Annotated in this window: 21 protein-coding genes and 1 other annotated feature; of the genes, 8 read left to right on the top strand and 13 right to left on the bottom strand. The window is 40.9% G+C overall.

Translation table 11 applies throughout. From position 1 onward, the window contains the following. The first annotated feature begins 462 nt into the window (after window positions 1–462). Window positions 463–834, top strand: a complete 372-nt coding sequence (locus AC0VYV_RS08670) for a DUF3899 domain-containing protein (protein ID WP_475368860.1) — start codon at window positions 463–465, stop codon at window positions 832–834. Window positions 835–887: 53 nt separating this feature from the next. Next, window positions 888–1,114, top strand: a binding site (T-box leader). 60 nt (window positions 1,115–1,174) lie between these two features. Continuing rightward, entirely contained in the window at window positions 1,175–2,164 is a 990-nt protein-coding gene (gene trpS / locus AC0VYV_RS08665; RefSeq protein WP_430242113.1) for a tryptophan--tRNA ligase, read from the top strand. Window positions 2,165–2,259: 95 nt separating this feature from the next. Here the strand turns inward: trpS and AC0VYV_RS08660 are convergent, their stop codons facing one another. From AC0VYV_RS08660 to AC0VYV_RS08650, 3 genes are all read right to left on the bottom strand, one after another. Next, window positions 2,260–3,006: a YjbA family protein gene (locus tag AC0VYV_RS08660; RefSeq protein ID WP_194221188.1), complete on the bottom strand. Its 747-nt coding sequence runs from the start codon at window positions 3,004–3,006 to the stop codon at window positions 2,260–2,262. A gap of 385 nt (window positions 3,007–3,391) precedes the next feature. Then, window positions 3,392–4,630 carry a beta-ketoacyl-ACP synthase II gene (gene fabF, locus AC0VYV_RS08655; RefSeq protein WP_226612602.1) on the bottom strand — a complete coding sequence of 413 codons (1,239 nt, stop codon included), beginning with the start codon at window positions 4,628–4,630 and terminating at the stop codon, window positions 3,392–3,394. 31 nt (window positions 4,631–4,661) lie between these two features. Further along, window positions 4,662–5,600, bottom strand: coding sequence for a beta-ketoacyl-ACP synthase III (locus AC0VYV_RS08650; protein WP_283152355.1), 939 nt, complete (start codon window positions 5,598–5,600; stop codon window positions 4,662–4,664). Window positions 5,601–5,778: 178 nt separating this feature from the next. Here AC0VYV_RS08650 and AC0VYV_RS08645 point away from each other — a divergent pair, with 178 nt between their 5' ends. Then, window positions 5,779–6,141, top strand: coding sequence for a YppG family protein (locus tag AC0VYV_RS08645; protein ID WP_194221185.1), 363 nt, complete (start codon window positions 5,779–5,781; stop codon window positions 6,139–6,141). Between the two features lie 31 nt (window positions 6,142–6,172). Here AC0VYV_RS08645 and AC0VYV_RS08640 read toward each other — a convergent pair whose 3' ends face one another. The 4 genes from AC0VYV_RS08640 to AC0VYV_RS08625 are packed head-to-tail and all read right to left on the bottom strand — an operon-like array spanning window position 6,173 to window position 8,038. Next, complete coding sequence (locus AC0VYV_RS08640; protein ID WP_159782169.1) at window positions 6,173–6,316, bottom strand: hypothetical protein; 144 nt, start codon at window positions 6,314–6,316, stop codon at window positions 6,173–6,175. Between the two features lie 12 nt (window positions 6,317–6,328). After that, a complete protein-coding gene (locus AC0VYV_RS08635) occupies window positions 6,329–6,505 on the bottom strand; it encodes a ComZ family protein (RefSeq protein ID WP_194221184.1) in 177 nt (58 codons plus the stop codon). 44 nt (window positions 6,506–6,549) lie between these two features. Then, window positions 6,550–7,104, bottom strand: coding sequence for a DinB family protein (locus AC0VYV_RS08630; protein ID WP_194221183.1), 555 nt, complete (start codon window positions 7,102–7,104; stop codon window positions 6,550–6,552). A gap of 16 nt (window positions 7,105–7,120) precedes the next feature. After that, window positions 7,121–8,038 (bottom strand): NAD-dependent epimerase/dehydratase family protein, encoded by a 918-nt coding sequence (locus AC0VYV_RS08625; RefSeq protein ID WP_475374749.1) that lies wholly within the window; start codon window positions 8,036–8,038, stop codon window positions 7,121–7,123. Between the two features lie 109 nt (window positions 8,039–8,147). On the opposite strand from AC0VYV_RS08625, the gene AC0VYV_RS08620 reads away from it, so the two are divergent. Then, complete coding sequence (locus AC0VYV_RS08620) at window positions 8,148–9,338, top strand: NAD(P)/FAD-dependent oxidoreductase (RefSeq protein ID WP_475368856.1); 1,191 nt, start codon at window positions 8,148–8,150, stop codon at window positions 9,336–9,338. Window position 9,339: 1 nt separating this feature from the next. Here the strand turns inward: AC0VYV_RS08620 and AC0VYV_RS08615 are convergent, their stop codons facing one another. Beyond that, window positions 9,340–10,062, bottom strand: coding sequence for a hypothetical protein (locus AC0VYV_RS08615; RefSeq protein ID WP_430242124.1), 723 nt, complete (start codon window positions 10,060–10,062; stop codon window positions 9,340–9,342). A 212-nt stretch (window positions 10,063–10,274) separates the two neighbouring features. Between AC0VYV_RS08615 and AC0VYV_RS08610 the strand changes: the two genes are divergently transcribed. Both AC0VYV_RS08610 and AC0VYV_RS08605 read left to right on the top strand, forming a co-directional pair. Continuing rightward, window positions 10,275–10,736 (top strand): TspO/MBR family protein, encoded by a 462-nt coding sequence (locus tag AC0VYV_RS08610; RefSeq protein WP_430242127.1) that lies wholly within the window; start codon window positions 10,275–10,277, stop codon window positions 10,734–10,736. Between the two features lie 75 nt (window positions 10,737–10,811). After that, window positions 10,812–10,991, top strand: coding sequence for a YjzD family protein (locus AC0VYV_RS08605; RefSeq protein ID WP_430242129.1), 180 nt, complete (start codon window positions 10,812–10,814; stop codon window positions 10,989–10,991). A 59-nt stretch (window positions 10,992–11,050) separates the two neighbouring features. On the opposite strand, the gene AC0VYV_RS08600 is transcribed toward AC0VYV_RS08605, so the two are convergent. Beyond that, entirely contained in the window at window positions 11,051–11,239 is a 189-nt protein-coding gene (locus tag AC0VYV_RS08600) for a YjzC family protein (protein WP_194221177.1), read from the bottom strand. A 172-nt stretch (window positions 11,240–11,411) separates the two neighbouring features. Here AC0VYV_RS08600 and AC0VYV_RS08595 point away from each other — a divergent pair, with 172 nt between their 5' ends. After that, on the top strand, window positions 11,412–12,206 hold the full coding sequence (locus tag AC0VYV_RS08595) for an undecaprenyl-diphosphate phosphatase (RefSeq protein WP_430242131.1): 795 nt from the start codon (window positions 11,412–11,414) through the stop codon (window positions 12,204–12,206). A gap of 121 nt (window positions 12,207–12,327) precedes the next feature. Then, window positions 12,328–13,017: a Crp/Fnr family transcriptional regulator gene (locus tag AC0VYV_RS08590; protein ID WP_475374748.1), complete on the top strand. Its 690-nt coding sequence runs from the start codon at window positions 12,328–12,330 to the stop codon at window positions 13,015–13,017. Between the two features lie 758 nt (window positions 13,018–13,775). Here the strand turns inward: AC0VYV_RS08590 and moaD are convergent. The 4 genes from moaD to AC0VYV_RS08570 are packed head-to-tail and all read right to left on the bottom strand — an operon-like array spanning window position 13,776 to window position 16,226. Beyond that, window positions 13,776–14,009, bottom strand: coding sequence for a molybdopterin converting factor subunit 1 (moaD, locus tag AC0VYV_RS08585; RefSeq protein WP_475373651.1), 234 nt, complete (start codon window positions 14,007–14,009; stop codon window positions 13,776–13,778). Window positions 14,010–14,026: 17 nt separating this feature from the next. Continuing rightward, window positions 14,027–14,467, bottom strand: a complete 441-nt coding sequence (locus AC0VYV_RS08580; RefSeq protein WP_430246926.1) for a molybdenum cofactor biosynthesis protein MoaE — start codon at window positions 14,465–14,467, stop codon at window positions 14,027–14,029. Between the two features lie 2 nt (window positions 14,468–14,469). Beyond that, window positions 14,470–14,970 (bottom strand): molybdopterin-guanine dinucleotide biosynthesis protein B, encoded by a 501-nt coding sequence (mobB, locus tag AC0VYV_RS08575; protein ID WP_475374747.1) that lies wholly within the window; start codon window positions 14,968–14,970, stop codon window positions 14,470–14,472. Next, window positions 14,970–16,226 carry a molybdopterin molybdotransferase MoeA gene (locus AC0VYV_RS08570; protein ID WP_475369052.1) on the bottom strand — a complete coding sequence of 419 codons (1,257 nt, stop codon included), beginning with the start codon at window positions 16,224–16,226 and terminating at the stop codon, window positions 14,970–14,972. Before AC0VYV_RS08570 ends, mobB begins: the two co-directional genes overlap by 1 nt. Window positions 16,227–16,231 lie beyond the last annotated feature (5 nt).

Here is a 16,231-nt window from a genome sequence, read left to right as displayed (position 1 = left end):
GCTGTGTGACCTCCCTTAAAATATGTAGCTATAAAAGCTAGTGATCCGCATGACGGAATTCATCAAATTATCTAACTATTCACTCGAGAATAATCTGATTCGTTTCGCCCACAACTCGTATTATACAAGTTTTCTAATTATTTTGCATACGTTATTTTTACACTCATTTACAAAAACCGCGCCACAATTACGTTTGCATAACAAAAAATAGTTCTTTAGTCCTGGTATAAATTCTCTGGTTTCTGGGTAACATTTGATATTTTACAGTGAAATGTATGAAAATCTACTTAGCCCCCCTTACCTAAAAGTATATAGTATACTTTGGTGTATACTGTATTCATATCGCGAAATATTCTGAAATGTACACGATGTGTTAAACCGTTACACATTTCTACCTCGTTTATATTGTTCTAGACTATTTATTTTTTTATACTTGATAGTAGAAAGAAAATGGGGGCTATTATGAAATCACTTACTTTAAAATCAGGTATCTTAATCGTGCTTGCGATTACCGCGTCAATGATCATCTCATTTACTTCTGACGGAGGCCTTGGCATCCAATCCATATCAGATATTCTCTTTATGATTGCACTTGCTATGGTACTTATTGGTGCTGCTCTTCACGTTGTTCAAACGGGGTTTTTTGACGGGATTGTCTATTCATTTAAGCGGTATTTTAGAAATACGGCTAAGCGACAAATGATTGAGGAGGATACTTCCGAAATCCATTACAGGCTTGATTATGATAACCCAATCACTTATCCACTCTTAATGGCAGGCGGGTTTTGTGTCATACTCACTATTATCATTTCCATCATTCTTGTAAGTAGCTAACTTGTTGCATGCGATGATTTAGTTGCGCTATACTAGTTAAAGAAGAAGGATACAGAACGGCTAAGATGAAGAGTAGTACAAACTGATGTGATTTATAGAGAGCCTATGGTTGGTGGAAATAGGTATCACACTTTTTGGAATGGACTTCTGAGCCCCTTTGCTGAAGACTTTAGTAGGCATTGGCGTGAGCATTCACGTTATCACTAGCGGTATTTAATACCATAAGTGATCCAGACTTACTGGATAAGCAGGGTGGCACCACGGTCCATTCGTCCCTAGCATTAAGGGATGAATGGGCCTTTTTGTATGCTTTTATAGAAAATGAGAGGAGCAACACACAATGAGCGTTATTTTTTCGGGTATTCAACCGAGTGGAACATTAACAATAGGGAACTATCTTGGAGCAATGAAGCATTTTACTGATCTTCAGGATGAGAATGAATGTTATTTCTGCGTTGTAAACCAGCACGCAATTACAGTACCTCAAGAAAAACAGGCTTTAAAACAGAATTCAAGGAGTCTTGCTGCATTATACCTTGCTTCAGGAATTGATCCTGAAAAATCAACACTTTTCATTCAATCTGAAGTACCAGCTCATGCTCAGCTAGCATGGATGTTACAATGCGTTTCTTATATAGGTGAATTAGAGCGCATGACCCAATTTAAGGATAAATCAACTGGAAAAGAAGCTGTAAGCGCAGGTTTACTTACGTATCCCCCACTTATGGCTGCTGATATTCTTCTTTACGGTACAGAGATTGTCCCTGTTGGAGATGACCAGAAACAGCACATTGAGTTAACTCGTAATCTTGCTGAGCGTTTTAACCGTAAATTTAATGACATTTTCGTTATGCCAGATGCGCGCATTCCTAAGGTCGGGGCACGAATCATGTCACTACAAGATCCTTCTAAAAAAATGAGTAAGTCTGACTCCAATCAAAATGCATTTATTTCAATGCTTGATGAGCCATCTACTATTATTAAAAAAGTGAAGCGTGCGGTTACTGATTCAGATGGAGTTGTCCGTTACGACAAAGAAAACAAACCAGCGATCTCTAACCTGCTTACGATTTACTCTCTTTGCTCAGGTAAAAGCGTTGAAGAAATTGAATCCCTATATGAAGGTCGAGGATATGGTGACTTTAAGGCGGAGCTTGGTGAAGTAATCGCTGAGATGTTAAAACCTATTCAAGATCGCTATAATGATCTCGTTTCTTCTTCTGAACTAGATGACATCCTTGATCTTGGGGCGGAGAAAGCGAACCGTAAAGCATCTAAAATGCTTACAAAAGCAGAACGTGCTATGGGGCTTGAAAGAAAAAGAAGATAAAGAAAAAAGGAAGGTTGCACTGGGCAACCTTCCTTTTGCTTTATCCAAATCAATAATAGTCATTAATTGAGAGACGATAGATCTAAGCCTTTTCGTTAATTCACGTGTGTTCCTTTTTCAAGTTCCCATATTTTTTCAAAATACGGCTGCCCTTTGATGATTCGCTCACAGATTTGCTCATGCTTAGCTGACCAACCTGCCTTCACTTCTCTATATAGCCCTTCCCATGCCTCGTCCATTTCCATACTTTGGATTTGCACATACTGTTTCGGCTGACATTCTGTGAACCAATAGCGTATTTCAGCCGAGTTACCACTCGAATACAGTTGATCTAGTGCCATAAACAAAAGCTGTTTCAACTGTCTTTCTTTTCTAGTAAGTCCCATCATAATGTCTGGTCCTGGAGAAAGAATATGATGTTCTTTCAAAGGTTGATCTGATTCAAATGGATAACTGATAGCTTCAACATCTGCCACCATTTCATAAACTGCTTTTTCTTGTCTAGGTATCACTCGACTTTTGCGAATCGGAATCTTATACCCTAATGTATCAATGACAATAACCCCTCTGCCGTCCGTAGCCAAGAAGCAATACTCTAAAGGTGATCGTTCATTATTTTTACGTATATAGCTCTGTTGAAAAACATCACTAAGTAAACTCTCCGGAAGCTCCGTCAAATCATTTTCAATGTAATGATACAGGAGTGACTCCACCTTAATAACAGGCACCTGATCCAGCAACTCAATAAAATCATCTTTTCGCCATTCATGAAAATTGCAAACATTGTACCCATTCTCTTCACCTTCAAACCAATTCACCCAAACATCTCGCAAATACAACATCTGGCTACCCCTCACTTCGCTACTGTTTGTAAAAACAGTATAGTCAGGACCAAGTCAAATTATTCCATGATAAGTATATTATTAAGAAAAGATTAATAGAACACTGAAAAGCGGAAGCCTCCGTTTAGACCCGGCAGGCACTGGAGCCTTTTCATTTGAACACGGTCTTTGTGTTCGGATGAAAAGGTGAAGTGACCGAGGGTCTGGAGGCTGCAGCTGGATCTATGAAAAGCGAAAGCGCCCGTTTAGTCTCGACAGGCACTTGACCCTTATCAAAAGAACACGCCCTTCGTGTACGAATTAAAAGGTGAAGTGGCCAAGACCCTGCCCCCTCCACCTAAACACAAAAACCCCCTGGGAAATCTCCCAGGGGGCTACAACCTATCTACTTTACAAATTTCTTAAACACCAATGTCGCATTATGACCACCAAAACCAAGTGAATTGTTCATGACAGCATTCACTTCAGCCTTACGTGCTTTGTTTGGTACATAATCGAGATCACAGTTTGGATCAGCCGTTTCATAATTGATTGTAGGTGGGAGAATTCCTTCTTCTAACACCTTCGCACAGAAAATCCCTTCAACCGCGCCTGCAGCGCCAAGCAAATGACCAGTCATTGACTTTGTTGAACTAACCGCAAGCTTATAAGCATGCTCTCCAAAGACCGACTTAATCCCTGCTGTTTCATACCTATCATTATAATCCGTGCTTGTCCCATGGGCATTGATGTACCCAATGTCAGCAGGAGTAAGGCCAGCATCATCGATTGCCTGTTGCATTGCACGTGCGCCGCCTTCCCCTTCAGGAGCCGGTTGCGTAACGTGATATGCATCACCTGTTGAACCGTACCCTACAATTTCTCCATAAATTTTAGCGCCGCGTTTTTCAGCAGATTCAAGACTTTCAATGACAAGGATACCTGCACCCTCACCAATAACAAACCCATCACGATTCGCATCAAATGGACGACTTGCTGATGCAGGATCTGGATTAGTAGATAAAGCCTTCATTGAGCCAAATCCAGCTACGCTCATGCTTGTGATAGGTGCTTCTGAACCACCAGTAATCATAACATCAGCATCTCCACGCTGAATCACCTTGAAAGAATCACCAATGGAGTTTGTTCCTGAAGCACATGCTGTCACTGTACATGAGTTAATTCCTTTTGCACCAAGCATGATCGAAACCTGGCCAGAAGCCATATCAGGAATCATCATTGGCACGAAGAATGGACTTACACGACGAGCGCCTTTGTCCATAAATGTGCGGAATTGTGATTCATAAGTTTCCATACCACCAATACCAGAACCGATCCAAACACCGACTCTTTCAGCATTCTCATCAGTAATTTTCAATCCAGCATCTTCAACTGCCATTTGAGAAGCTGCAACGGCAAATTGAGTGAAACGGTCCATTTTCCGAACATCTTTACGATCCATGAAATTTTCAGGATCAAATTCTAGAGCTTCACCTGATACTTTTGCTGCAAATTGATCTTTATCTAATCGTGTTAGTGGATTAATCCCAGAAACACCGTTGACTATATTTGTCCACGTTTCATCTACCGAATTTCCGAGTGGAGAAACAGTTCCCAACCCAGTAATAACTACTCTTCTTTTCATTTTACCAGCGCTCCTTTTTCTCTACTACTCATTAACGTCCTAATTTTAGGGCAACTGCTCCCCATGTTAAACCGCCACCAAAGCCAACAAGAATAACCACATCGTCTTCCTTAACGCGGCCTTCCTCCATCGCCTCTGAAAGTGCGATTGGAATCGTGGATGAAGACGTATTACCGTATTTCTTAACAGTTGTCGCCATTTTCTCAATCGGAAGTTCAAGTCTCTGTCTTGACGCTTCCATGATGCGGATATTTGCTTGGTGAGGAATAAGGAAATCCACATCTTCTTTCGTTAAACCAGCTTTATCGATTACGTTAATCGCTGATTGCCCCATTTGTCTAACGGCAAACTTAAATACTTCTCTACCATTCATAGCCATAAAACCATTTGGCTCTTGATAAAGATGTTTAGCTCCAGCTCCATCTGAACCTAGTTCAAATGAGAGAATACCTCTTCCTTCTGTAACTGGCGCAATTACTGCTGCTCCTGCTCCATCTCCAAATAGCACGGCTGTGTTGCGATCTTCCCAGTCAGTAATTTTCGAAAGTTTCTCTACACCAACTACTAGGATGTTTTTATAAGTATCATTATTAATGTACTGACCAGCTGTAATCATGCCATACATAAATCCAGCACAAGCCGCACTTAAATCCATCGCTGCTGCATTCGTTGCACCAAGTTTATCTTGAAGCAAACAGCCTACTGATGGGAATGGATAATCCGGAGTAACTGTGGCAACTAGAATAAGATCCAAGTCTTCCGCTTTTATATTAGCATCTTCAAGGGCCTTTTTTGAAGCTAAATAAGCCATATCAGATGTATTCATATCATCGTCTGCAATTCTTCTTTCTTCTATTCCTGTTCTAGTGCGGATCCATTCGTCAGATGTATCAACCATTTTTTCTAAATCTTGGTTGGTTAATACACGTTCAGGTACATAATGTCCTACACCTACTAAACCAGCGTTCATCATGAATTTCCCCTTTATAGGATATTTTCTAACTTAAAACCAATCTTTAGTAGCTGGTACTAATTTTAATTCATAAGTGTGCGTTTGTCTACCTAACTGCTTCTTGGTGGCACTCACCATTCTTGCGTGACATTCATAAACTAAACATAAGTAAACTTGAACGAAGGGGGATAGATAGATGTATCCGTATAATCAACAACAGCCTTATTTTCACCAACAGCCTGGATATCATCACTATCAGCAACAGCCTTTCACACCTTATCCGTCATATCAGTCATATGACCCCTATCAGTCACAGCATTATCAGCAGCCTATTCAGCAACCTATCCAACAGCCACAGCCCTACTATCCACACCCTTACTACCAGCAAGCCTATCATCCATACTATCCTCAGCAAGGATACCAGGGCGGACAGCCATTTATGAATCAATTTAAAAAGCAAAATGGGCAGTATGATTTTCCTAAAATGATGAATACCGTTCAACAAATTACGCCGATGGTGAAGCAAATGGGCTCATTGCTAAATTTATTCGTTAAATAATAGAAAAGACGTGTTTCCACGTCTCTTCTATTCATTTAGAAAGAAACAACATGCTTCCTGCACTTATAAATAGTAAAATTCCGGATATGACCATTAAGCTAAAACTACCAATCAATATTCCTATTAACAAACCACCTAGTGGGACAAACCAGATCCAGAAAGCTTTACGGCCCATAGTACTCTCTCCTTACTCCTGTGCATCCTGCTTCCCGAGCTCATAAGCATCTTCCATAGCCTTAAGAAAGAGCTGAAGCAATGGCTGCATCTTTTCAAGATCTAATTCGATTTCTTGTTCTCCAAGCGACTGCTTCGCTTCAGGTAAATACTTCATTGCAATTTGCATAAACTTCATGTTTTGATCCATTTCATTCACTCCTAATTTACTTTCGCCAGTACGGCTCCCTTCTATTATAACGACAAATACGGTGTATTGAAATGCTCCCAATCTTCCCGCTGTCCAGAAACCATCTTTAATACCATCGCAGCCTGTCCTCTATGGTAAGCTTCATGGTCGATTAAATGGCTTATGATCCATTCAGGAGAGTAACGGTGCACCTCTCCATTAATCGTAACTTCAGGTCCTGGTTTTCGATACTCTACATCAGATAGATGATTGAAATAAGATTTTATCAAGTCGCGCGCCTCTGCAAGGCGAGCTAAAAACCAGGAAAGATCTTTATCATCAGGAGCAGAGATCACTTGCTCCTCTTGAAAGTAATATCGCTCTTTTTCATCCTCTGTCACGCTTTCTCCCATAAGGGCATTTTTCACCCACCAAAGCTCAATTTGTGCAATGTGTAGTATATAAGCTCCAACTGTAGGAAAACTTGAATACCCATAGTGAAGTTCCTGAAATTCAATGTCACTTACCATCGAAAGGAGTTTTTCTCTCGTTTCTTTTAAAGCTTGAAGCCCATGAGAGGAATCGTGGACATCATAATTACCAAGCGTCTTTTCGATCATTCATCATCTTCCCTTCTCAATCAGTCAAATAAATCGAAGGATCAATCCCCATCATTTTCTCCGTATGCAATCGTTGCAGATGCAATCCTTCATCAATAGGTGTCAAATTCTTAAACCCAAGCTTATTGGCACATTCTTTGCTAGAAACCCTGCACTTCAAATTACTCTGATAACGCATTTCCTTTGGATCTTCTATACACCATTCGACTCCGGTTTGCCATTCTCCTTCTCTTCCACTTGTTAGATTGAACGATTCTGATTGATCGATTCGACATCCTGCTTGATACAAAGCCCAACACACATCTCTTACATAAACCGCATCATGATGAAATTTCTTCCCCTCATTTTCATACGATGACGGTAGCTTTTTAGTTAGAAAGTAATGTTGATAAACATACTGAGTAGGTTGCCAAGGTCCATAAACAAGCGGGGCTCGAAGTACTTTTACAACACAATCTCGTTGATCAGACTTCAATAAAACTTGTTCATCTTTAGCGTTTAACTTGCCCGACATTGTTGTAGGGTGAAGAGGTGTTTTTTCTGTAATTTGTCCGTAACGTGTTCCGAAAACTTCCGTGCTCGATAAGTAGACGAGTACTTTTCCATTGGATGCTTGTAAGACCTTGCTTGTGTTCTGTAATCCTTCCTCGATCATCTTAGAGCCGCGAACATGTTCAAACCCTGGATGACTAAGATGAAAAATCGTGTCACATTCTTCGGAAATCTGGGTAAGAGAAGCTTCACTTAAAGAGCTGTTGATTTGTTTGTAATTAGCGTTTCGAAGTAACATCATTTCCTTCATTTCATATTCAGCATTTCTTAGGGTATTTAATTTATTATCAATTGCTACTACTTCAATCCCTTTGCCTAGTAGAAATTCTGTTAAATGAAAGCCAATGAATCCCAATGCCCCTGTTATAAATGCTTTCTTCACTAGTTTTCACCTCTGTTTAGATCGAATACTTTTCATCCCATCTGACCATTCTAAGAAGGATATCATTTGTCTAACTTAAGTTACCAAACCCTTTAAGGAGGATACTTTCATGCAGCTTCACCACGGAAATTTATTCTGGCCAACAACTGTAGCAGAGCCCCCTACATTTCCTGAACTCACTTCATCCATCAACTGTGATGTCCTAATCATTGGCGGTGGTATGTCGGGAAGTATTCTGGCAAAGACGCTTGCTGACTATCATGTTGACACTGTTTTAATAGAAAAAGATACGATCGGCTCTGGAAGTACTTCGGCGAATACTGGCCTTCTTCAATTTTCTAATGATGCTATGCTTGTAGATTTGATCGATCGATTCGGGAAAGAGAAGGCTGTTTATTTTTATAAACTTTGCTTAAAGGCAATAGACGAACTAGAAAAGGTTGCAGGCTCTTTAAGTGAATCAGCTGAATTTAAACGAGCAGAAAGCCTTTATTTCGCAAGCAACGATCATCATGTAAAGAAACTCAAGAAAGAATACGAAGCTTTAACACATCATGGGTTTGAAGCAGATTATATTGATCGTCACGCCATCGAAAGTCTCTTCTCCTTCACAGCTCCTGCAGGGATCTATACGAAAGGTGAAGCGGAAGTAAATCCGTATAAATTCGCACTTGCCCTTACAAGTGGCGCCAGAGAACTAGGATTAAGAGTGTTTGAGCATACCGAGATCCTCTCTCATCAATTTAATAAAAATGATTTAATCTTCGAGACTGAAAAAGGAGAAATTCGGGCAAAACATGTGATTTACGCAACGGGTTACGGTACGCAGGAGTTTGCCAAAACAAAAGGCGCACTACTCGAGCGCACCTATACCATTGCGACTGAACCCATACCGAAGTTTCCTGGTTGGCACAATCAAGCCCTTATCTGGGAAACCGATCGTCCTTATTACTATTTAAGGACGACTGCTGATCATCGCATCCTCATTGGTGGACTTGATTCTAATCTCAAAAAAGAAGAAAAACTCGAACAACAAGGACAGCTATTGCTAGCTAAACTGCATGAAATGTTTCCTTCTATCCAAACGTCAATCGCATATGAATGGAGCGCCATATTTGGTTCCACAAAAGATGGGCTACCTTACATAGGAAAACACCCAAAGTACGAGGGTGTCTATTTCATGTTAGGATATGGTGGAAACGGGACGGTTTATAGCATGCTTGGTGCCGAAATACTAAAAGATCTTATTTTGTATGATCATCACCCAGCCATGGAAATAACACGATTGAATCGATCGTAAATCATAGTTCCTCATGCTGTTGAAAAAAACGAATCATCTTCTTACCAAGGAATTGATAACTATCACTCAACAGAGCAAGGTCAATGGAGTATCCTAACTCCTGTTGAAGACGCTCGTATTCTCTAATTTGTTCTAACGAATAGGGACTTTTCATGGAATGGTGCCAAATCTTAACCGGACAAGGACACGCTTCCGTTTCTTTGTTGTCAATTCTCGTTAAAACCTCGTCATTCTCAATTTCATAAGCTTGTGCCATCTCTCGTAGTAACCGTTTATAGAAAAGACGGTTCACTTGTTCTTGTCTGACAAGACGCTTCAAATCAAAACAAGGGTTTAATAATGCCGCTGATCTAACTAAGGTATGACGATTGTTTAAAAAAGCATTTGCTGCTAACACTCCCATACCTTCCGCAACAACATGTATCCTCGGATTCAGAATTTCCTGTTTGTGAACAAGATGATAAATTCGTTCAGTTAATTTCGCTGCTTTTGGTGATCCCCAGTGCCTTCCATATAGATTGCTTGTATAGACTGTATAACCAGCCTCTAGAAAATCGGCAATCATCCCTTCACGCGTATGATTCTGCAACCAGAAACTTGTATCAGCATCAACGAAATGTGTTAAGCCACCTATAATAAATATGCCAAACCCGTTAGGCCGTTCAGGGACAAGAACGATCGTCCACTCCCCGTCTAATTGATAGGCTCGTTTACGAATACACATACTCTCCCCTCGCCCTTTTATCACTTTCTGTATAACCTATGCAAGTTACATATGGAAGAAAGGGTGAAGTGCCTATTTTGAGGGAATTTCATATCTTCTTCATCCCACGTCATTAGAAAGCGCCCTTAGTCATGATATGCACTATTGTTTCTATATATGTCCTTGCATGAAATTGGATATGATTGGGTATGGGAAAGAAGGTGGTGAGAAAAATGAAAAAAACAACTGTACTCGTATTTATTATTGTTTACCTTCTATTTAGTATTTCTGGATTTCTATTCCCCTATGATGCTGATTGGTATACGTCGCTTGCTAAACCTGATTGGACACCAAACGGTTCCGTTATAGGGACCATTTGGGCATTTCTGTTTGGGTTAATCGCTTTATCAACCGCCATTGTCTACCAAAAGCGTAGCTTCGGTCGTCATAATAGTGAGTACCTCTCACTACTCGGGATAAACTACATACTGAATCAAGCATTTAGTTATTTGCAATTTGATCAGCATGCTCTGTTTGCAACGTTCATGGACGCCCTCTTTATTGCAATCACTTCATTGATTCTTATTTTTCTTGCAGGTAGACAAAATCAGTTAGCAGGTTGGCTATTACTTCCTTATTTTCTTTGGACGGCGTTTGCTACCTATTTATCATGGCTATTTTATTACATGAATTAAAATTGATAGATGTTGCACTTAAATATTTTGTGGTATGATAATCGATAGAATACGTTTACAAATGAGGTGAATTTATTGCGTTATCTTTGGGCAATTATCTGGGGAGTTCTACTTAGCAATATGATATTCTACGTACTTGCTTCTATGCAAGGTGGTCATTACGAGTTTGGCCCCGCATCACTATTTGGAGTTATCCTAGCTGTTGCGGCAACGCTTCTTGGAGAAGGTTTAATTTCCGATCCAGCCGAACAATAGAAACAAGCGCCATTTACGGCGCTTGTTTTTTTATTGCCTGTACCTATGCCCGATTCTTATTAATGATGAGGCTTCGGTTCCCTTGACCACTTTCGATTTTGATTTGAACATTCAGGGAACGCTTCACCTGCACGAAGTTCAATTTGTTGTGGATCTTTCACCATACCACCTGTCTCTCCGATTTCAATATATACACCATTGTTCGGCGCTTTTTGTCCAGGTGTAAACTGACGATTTTCTCCGCCCATATTACTGCCTCCTTCCACTCATCAACTTTTGCCCCCTTTATCAGCATTCATCATCGAATAATGTTTTATGTAACCTGACATACAAAATTCCCTTTACAAAAATGGAAGGACTGGTGTTTAATGGTTACATGTGTCAATTTATCTTGTAACCATTACTGGAGGAACATTACTCATGGAACTGTTGGAACTACTTAAGTATGCATTTCTTGGTTTACTTCAAGGCTTCACTGAACCCATTCCAATCTCATCAAGTGGACACCTTGTCATAGCGCAAAAATTTTTTAATTTAGACATTGAAGGACTTAGTTTTGAAATCTTAATGAATTTTGCCTCCTTACTTGCGGTTCTTCTTATTTATCGCAATGACCTTATTCGCCTCACTTCTCATGGAATACGATACGTTGTCTCTCGGGAAGAAGAGTCAAAAAGCGAATTTATGTTTATCGTCTATCTTGTTGTTGCAACTATTCCTGCCGCTGTTCTTGGTATTTTGTTCGATGACTTTATTGGAGAAGAACTGAAGGGCATTAAAGTTGTTGGAGCTACTCTCATTATTACAGGTATCGCACTTTGGCTCATTCGTAACCTTCGTGGCTCCAAAGGCGAAGCTGGACTTAGTATCAAAGATGCCCTTATTGTAGGTTTGGCACAAGCTGTCGCTTTAATCCCTGGTATTAGTCGCTCTGGTGCAACAATCGTAGCGGCCATGGGACTTGGAATGAAACAAGAAACAGCTCTAAGGTTTTCGTTCCTATTATTCATACCTGTAAGCGTAGGTTCAATGATCCTTAGCATTGGGGATCTCCAATTTGGTGACATGCTTATACCATATATCGTCGCCTTCCTTCTATCTCTTACAGCTTCTTACTATTCATTGAAATGGTTTATGAATATTATGGCGCGAGGAAACTTAATTTATTTCTCTATCTATTGCTTTATCGTGGGCGCACTTGTCCTTATTTTCTAACCGGCTATCGCCGGTTTTTTTATTTGCCCTAACAAATTCCCTTCGGATAAAAGGAAATGTTGGTTGTGATAAGAAAGGATTACATGGGATAATAGAAAAAAATGATCAAAGGAGGATGAAAATGAAAGAAGTTACGATTACATCAGACCCACTAAAAAAGTGGATTGCTGAAGAAGGCGAATCCATTTCGTTTCAAAAAGACGAGCCCCTTTATATGGATGGAATGAAAGCGGACCGTCTTCTTCTTATAAGATCTGGAAACGTACGTTTAAATAAGCTCACATCTGAAGGTAGAGAATTAACGCTACAAATCTGTCAACCAGGTGATCTTATTGGCGAACTTGCGCTCTACACTGGCCAATTAAACTTCTCCTCCAACGCATGGGCTGTAGATGACGTACAAGCAACCTTTGTGAAACAAGCTCACCTTGAAAAGACTCTAACAACAAACGCCCTGCTCGCCACAGAATTCATGAAATTCATGGGAGAAAACTTCAGGAAAAACCAATCAAAATTCCGAGATCTACTCCTACACGGAAAAAAAGGAGCACTCTACTCCACTCTCATTCGACTATCCAATACATATGGCGTTCAACAAAAAGATGACATACTCATCGACCTCCCTCTCACAAATCAGGAGCTAGGCAACTTCTGCGGCCTAACAAGAGAAAGCGTCAACCGCATCCTAAGTGAACTCAAAAAAGCCGACATCGTCTCCGTCACCCACAGCAAAATCACCATCCACAACCTAGAATTCCTCCGCTGCGCCATCCACTGCGAAGACTGCCCAATAACGATATGTAGGTTATAAGAAAAGCGAAAGCGCCCGTTTAGCCTCGACAAGCGCTGGAGCCCCATAAAAAGAACACGTTCTTTGTGTTCATTTTATGGGGTGAAGCGATCGAGAGGCTGGGCGCTGCAGCTAGACATGAAAAGCGGAGACGAGCGTTTAGAAACGGAGATATTGGAGCTCTTGAACTAGAACACGCCCTTTGTGTTCTGGTGAAAGAGTGAAATATCGCAGTTTCTGCGAGTCGTAGCTAGACACGAAAAGCGGAAGTGGGCGTTTAGGGTCGACAAGCGCTGGAAGCCCATAAAAAGAACACGGTTTTTGTGTTCATTTTATGGGGTGAAGCGATCGAGACCCTGCCCACTGCAGCTAGACATGAAAAGCGGAGCAGGCCTGCCTAAATCCGCAGGATGTTGGAGCCCATGAGATTGAGACGCTTTTTGTCTCATTCGATTGGGCGAAACAGCCGAAGGATTTGGCCCGCGCAGCTAGACATGAAAAGCGGAGACGAGCGTTTAGAAACGGAGATATTGGAGCTCTTGAACTAGAACACGCCCTTTGTGTTCTGGTGAAAGAGTGAAATATCGCAGTTTCTGCGAGTCGTAGTTAGACATGAAAAGCGGAGACGAGCGTTTAGAAACGGAGATATTGGAGCTCTTGAACTAGAACACGCTTTTTGTGTTCATCTAAAAGCCCAAAACATCACCTTCCCAGCTGTCACATCCCCTCTCACCAATAAAATCTCAAAATAAAAAAACACCCAGTCGGGTGTTCTTCACTCACCCTCCACTAACCGGAGGAATAAACGCAACAACGTCCTGATCGTTTACAACCTGATCTTCTGCCGCGTATTCTTCATTAATCGCCGTCATCGTATGATCAAGAGAAAGATCTGGATAATCGTTCATCAGAATTTGTTTCAGCTCAAAAACAACAAGCTGTGATTCCGATCGTTCTAGCTTTTCCTTCCCGATTTGCTCCTGCTGTTTGGCAAAGAAAAGAACAGTAATCATTTCTTTTCCTCCTTTGGTCATTTATTTTTGTATGAGGTCTTTTCAAGCTGATCACCAATCCACTCTTCCCCGTCGGTCCAGTACTCTTTTTTCCAAATTGGCACGATTTCCTTTATACGCTCAATCGCATAGCGACTGGCTTCATAACTTTCAGCGCGATGTGGGGAAGCGACAGCAATCACAACGGCAATGTCACTAATTGCTAATTTACCGATTCGATGCACAATAGAAGTTTGGACTGTTGGCCACTTCTCACGAATTTCTACACCGATTCGTTTCAACTGTTTTTCTGCCATAGAAGGATAAGCTTCATACTGTAGCGAGACCGTTTGCTTCTCACCAGTAAATTCTCTTACTGTTCCAATAAACGTGTTGATCGCCCCAGCCTCAGGACGGATTACACTACTAATCACCTTATTTACATCTATTTCTTCAGAAGTAATTAAGTAATATTCCATTTTCAATCTCTCCTTAAACCCTTCAATACATCATTTATACAACGATCCATTTCATCATATTGATAGCTATTCTTCACAACCACATCGAGCTGCTCTTTTACAATTGTTCCAATAATATGGCTTTTTTCTAAAAGATCAAGATCTTCAGCATCTCTTATAATAGCAACCTTAGGATAGCTTTCCTCTTTATAGCCTTCTATAAGAATAAGGTCAACATCAAACATTTCATATAATCGTATTAACTGATTAAGATTCCACTCATTTTCTTGCGTTACTTGAACGGATACCATTCCGCCACCGCTAACTCCGGTCACTGTAGCACCAGCCTCGCGATGACGCCCCGTGTCTTTATTCTGATCACAGACGTCAGGAGCACCATGTCCGTGATGCTTAATAACGCCAACCTTCTTACCAGCTGAGGTAGCCATTTCTATAAATTTCTCCGCAAAAAGCGTTTTTCCGCTATTTTGATAACCGATTACTTGTAAGATTGGTATTCTCATTAGGACTCAGATCCTTCCTCGCGTAAAAGAAGGAGATCAACGATATCACCCGCTTTAAATCCTCGCGTTCCACCGGGTAGTACCGTGAAAGCATTGGCTTCAGCAAGTGACGTCACGCTTCCGGATTTATCAAGACCCGTTGGCTTCACATAAATACGCCCTTCCCTTTCCTCTGTCTTACTTCGTACAAACCTGGTAAACGGATTCGGTTTAGGAAAATCAGTTAGTAACGTTCCTTTACTTCTCATACGATAAGGGAATTCCGAGAAAAGGGCACGCTTGATGATTGGTCTTGCGAATAATTCAAATCCTACAAAACAAGCGGAAGGATTACCAGAAAGACCGAACAAGAGTTTACCATTCCATTCTGCTACAGTCGTTACACTTCCTGGTCTCATGCCTACTTTATTAAATAAGACGGTTGCCCCTAATTTTTCATAAATAGCAGGAAGATAATCATAATCCCCTACAGAAACGCCTCCTGTTGTAATGAGAAAATCGACTTTACTTAACGCTTCTTTTACAGAAGTAAAACACGTCTCAAAGTCATCATCGAGCTTTCCAAAATAAAGCGGTACGCCTCCAGCGGCTTTAACTTGACCTTCAATCATTGGGGAGTTGCTATTACGAATTTTTCCTGGTTGAAGAGCTTCTTCAGGGTTCAATAGCTCTGTACCAGTAGCGTATATCCCAACTTGTGGTTTACGAGCAACGGGCACATTCGCATAGCCAAATGTGGCAAGAAGCGCTTTCACTCCAGGTGTAATCCGTGAACCTTTCTCAATCAATACTGTACCTGCTTTTGTATCTTCTCCTTGTAAGGAAAGGTTGTCGCCTTTCGCTACTTTTCGTTTCAACTGGATAAATGACTGACCATCCTCCTCCACTTCTTGAACAAGCTCAAGCATGATCACAGCATTCGTTCCTTCTGGTATTGCTGCTCCTGTCATAATCCGGATCGCTTCATTTCTTTCTGGAACTTTTGATGCAACCGTTCCTGCTCCTATTTCTTCAATTACTTTTAATTGAATTGGGTTGTCTCTTCCTGCTTCGTATGTATCTTCTGCTCTTATAGCGAACCCATCATATGGGGAACGATCAAACGGTGGAACATCATGATCGGCTTTCAAAGCAACACCGAGATGACGTCCGTCGCTTTCTTCTAGCGGAACCGTTTCGATTTCCCCTTCATAAGAGAGGTTCATCACTTTTTGAACAGCTTCTTCTACAGTGATTGGCTTCCTTCTCTCTACCATCATCT

The organism is Anaerobacillus sp. QJM3NY_17 (assembly GCF_056173665.1).
Note: the sequence above shows the minus strand (reverse complement) of the source record. Positions and strands in the feature narration are given on the sequence as shown.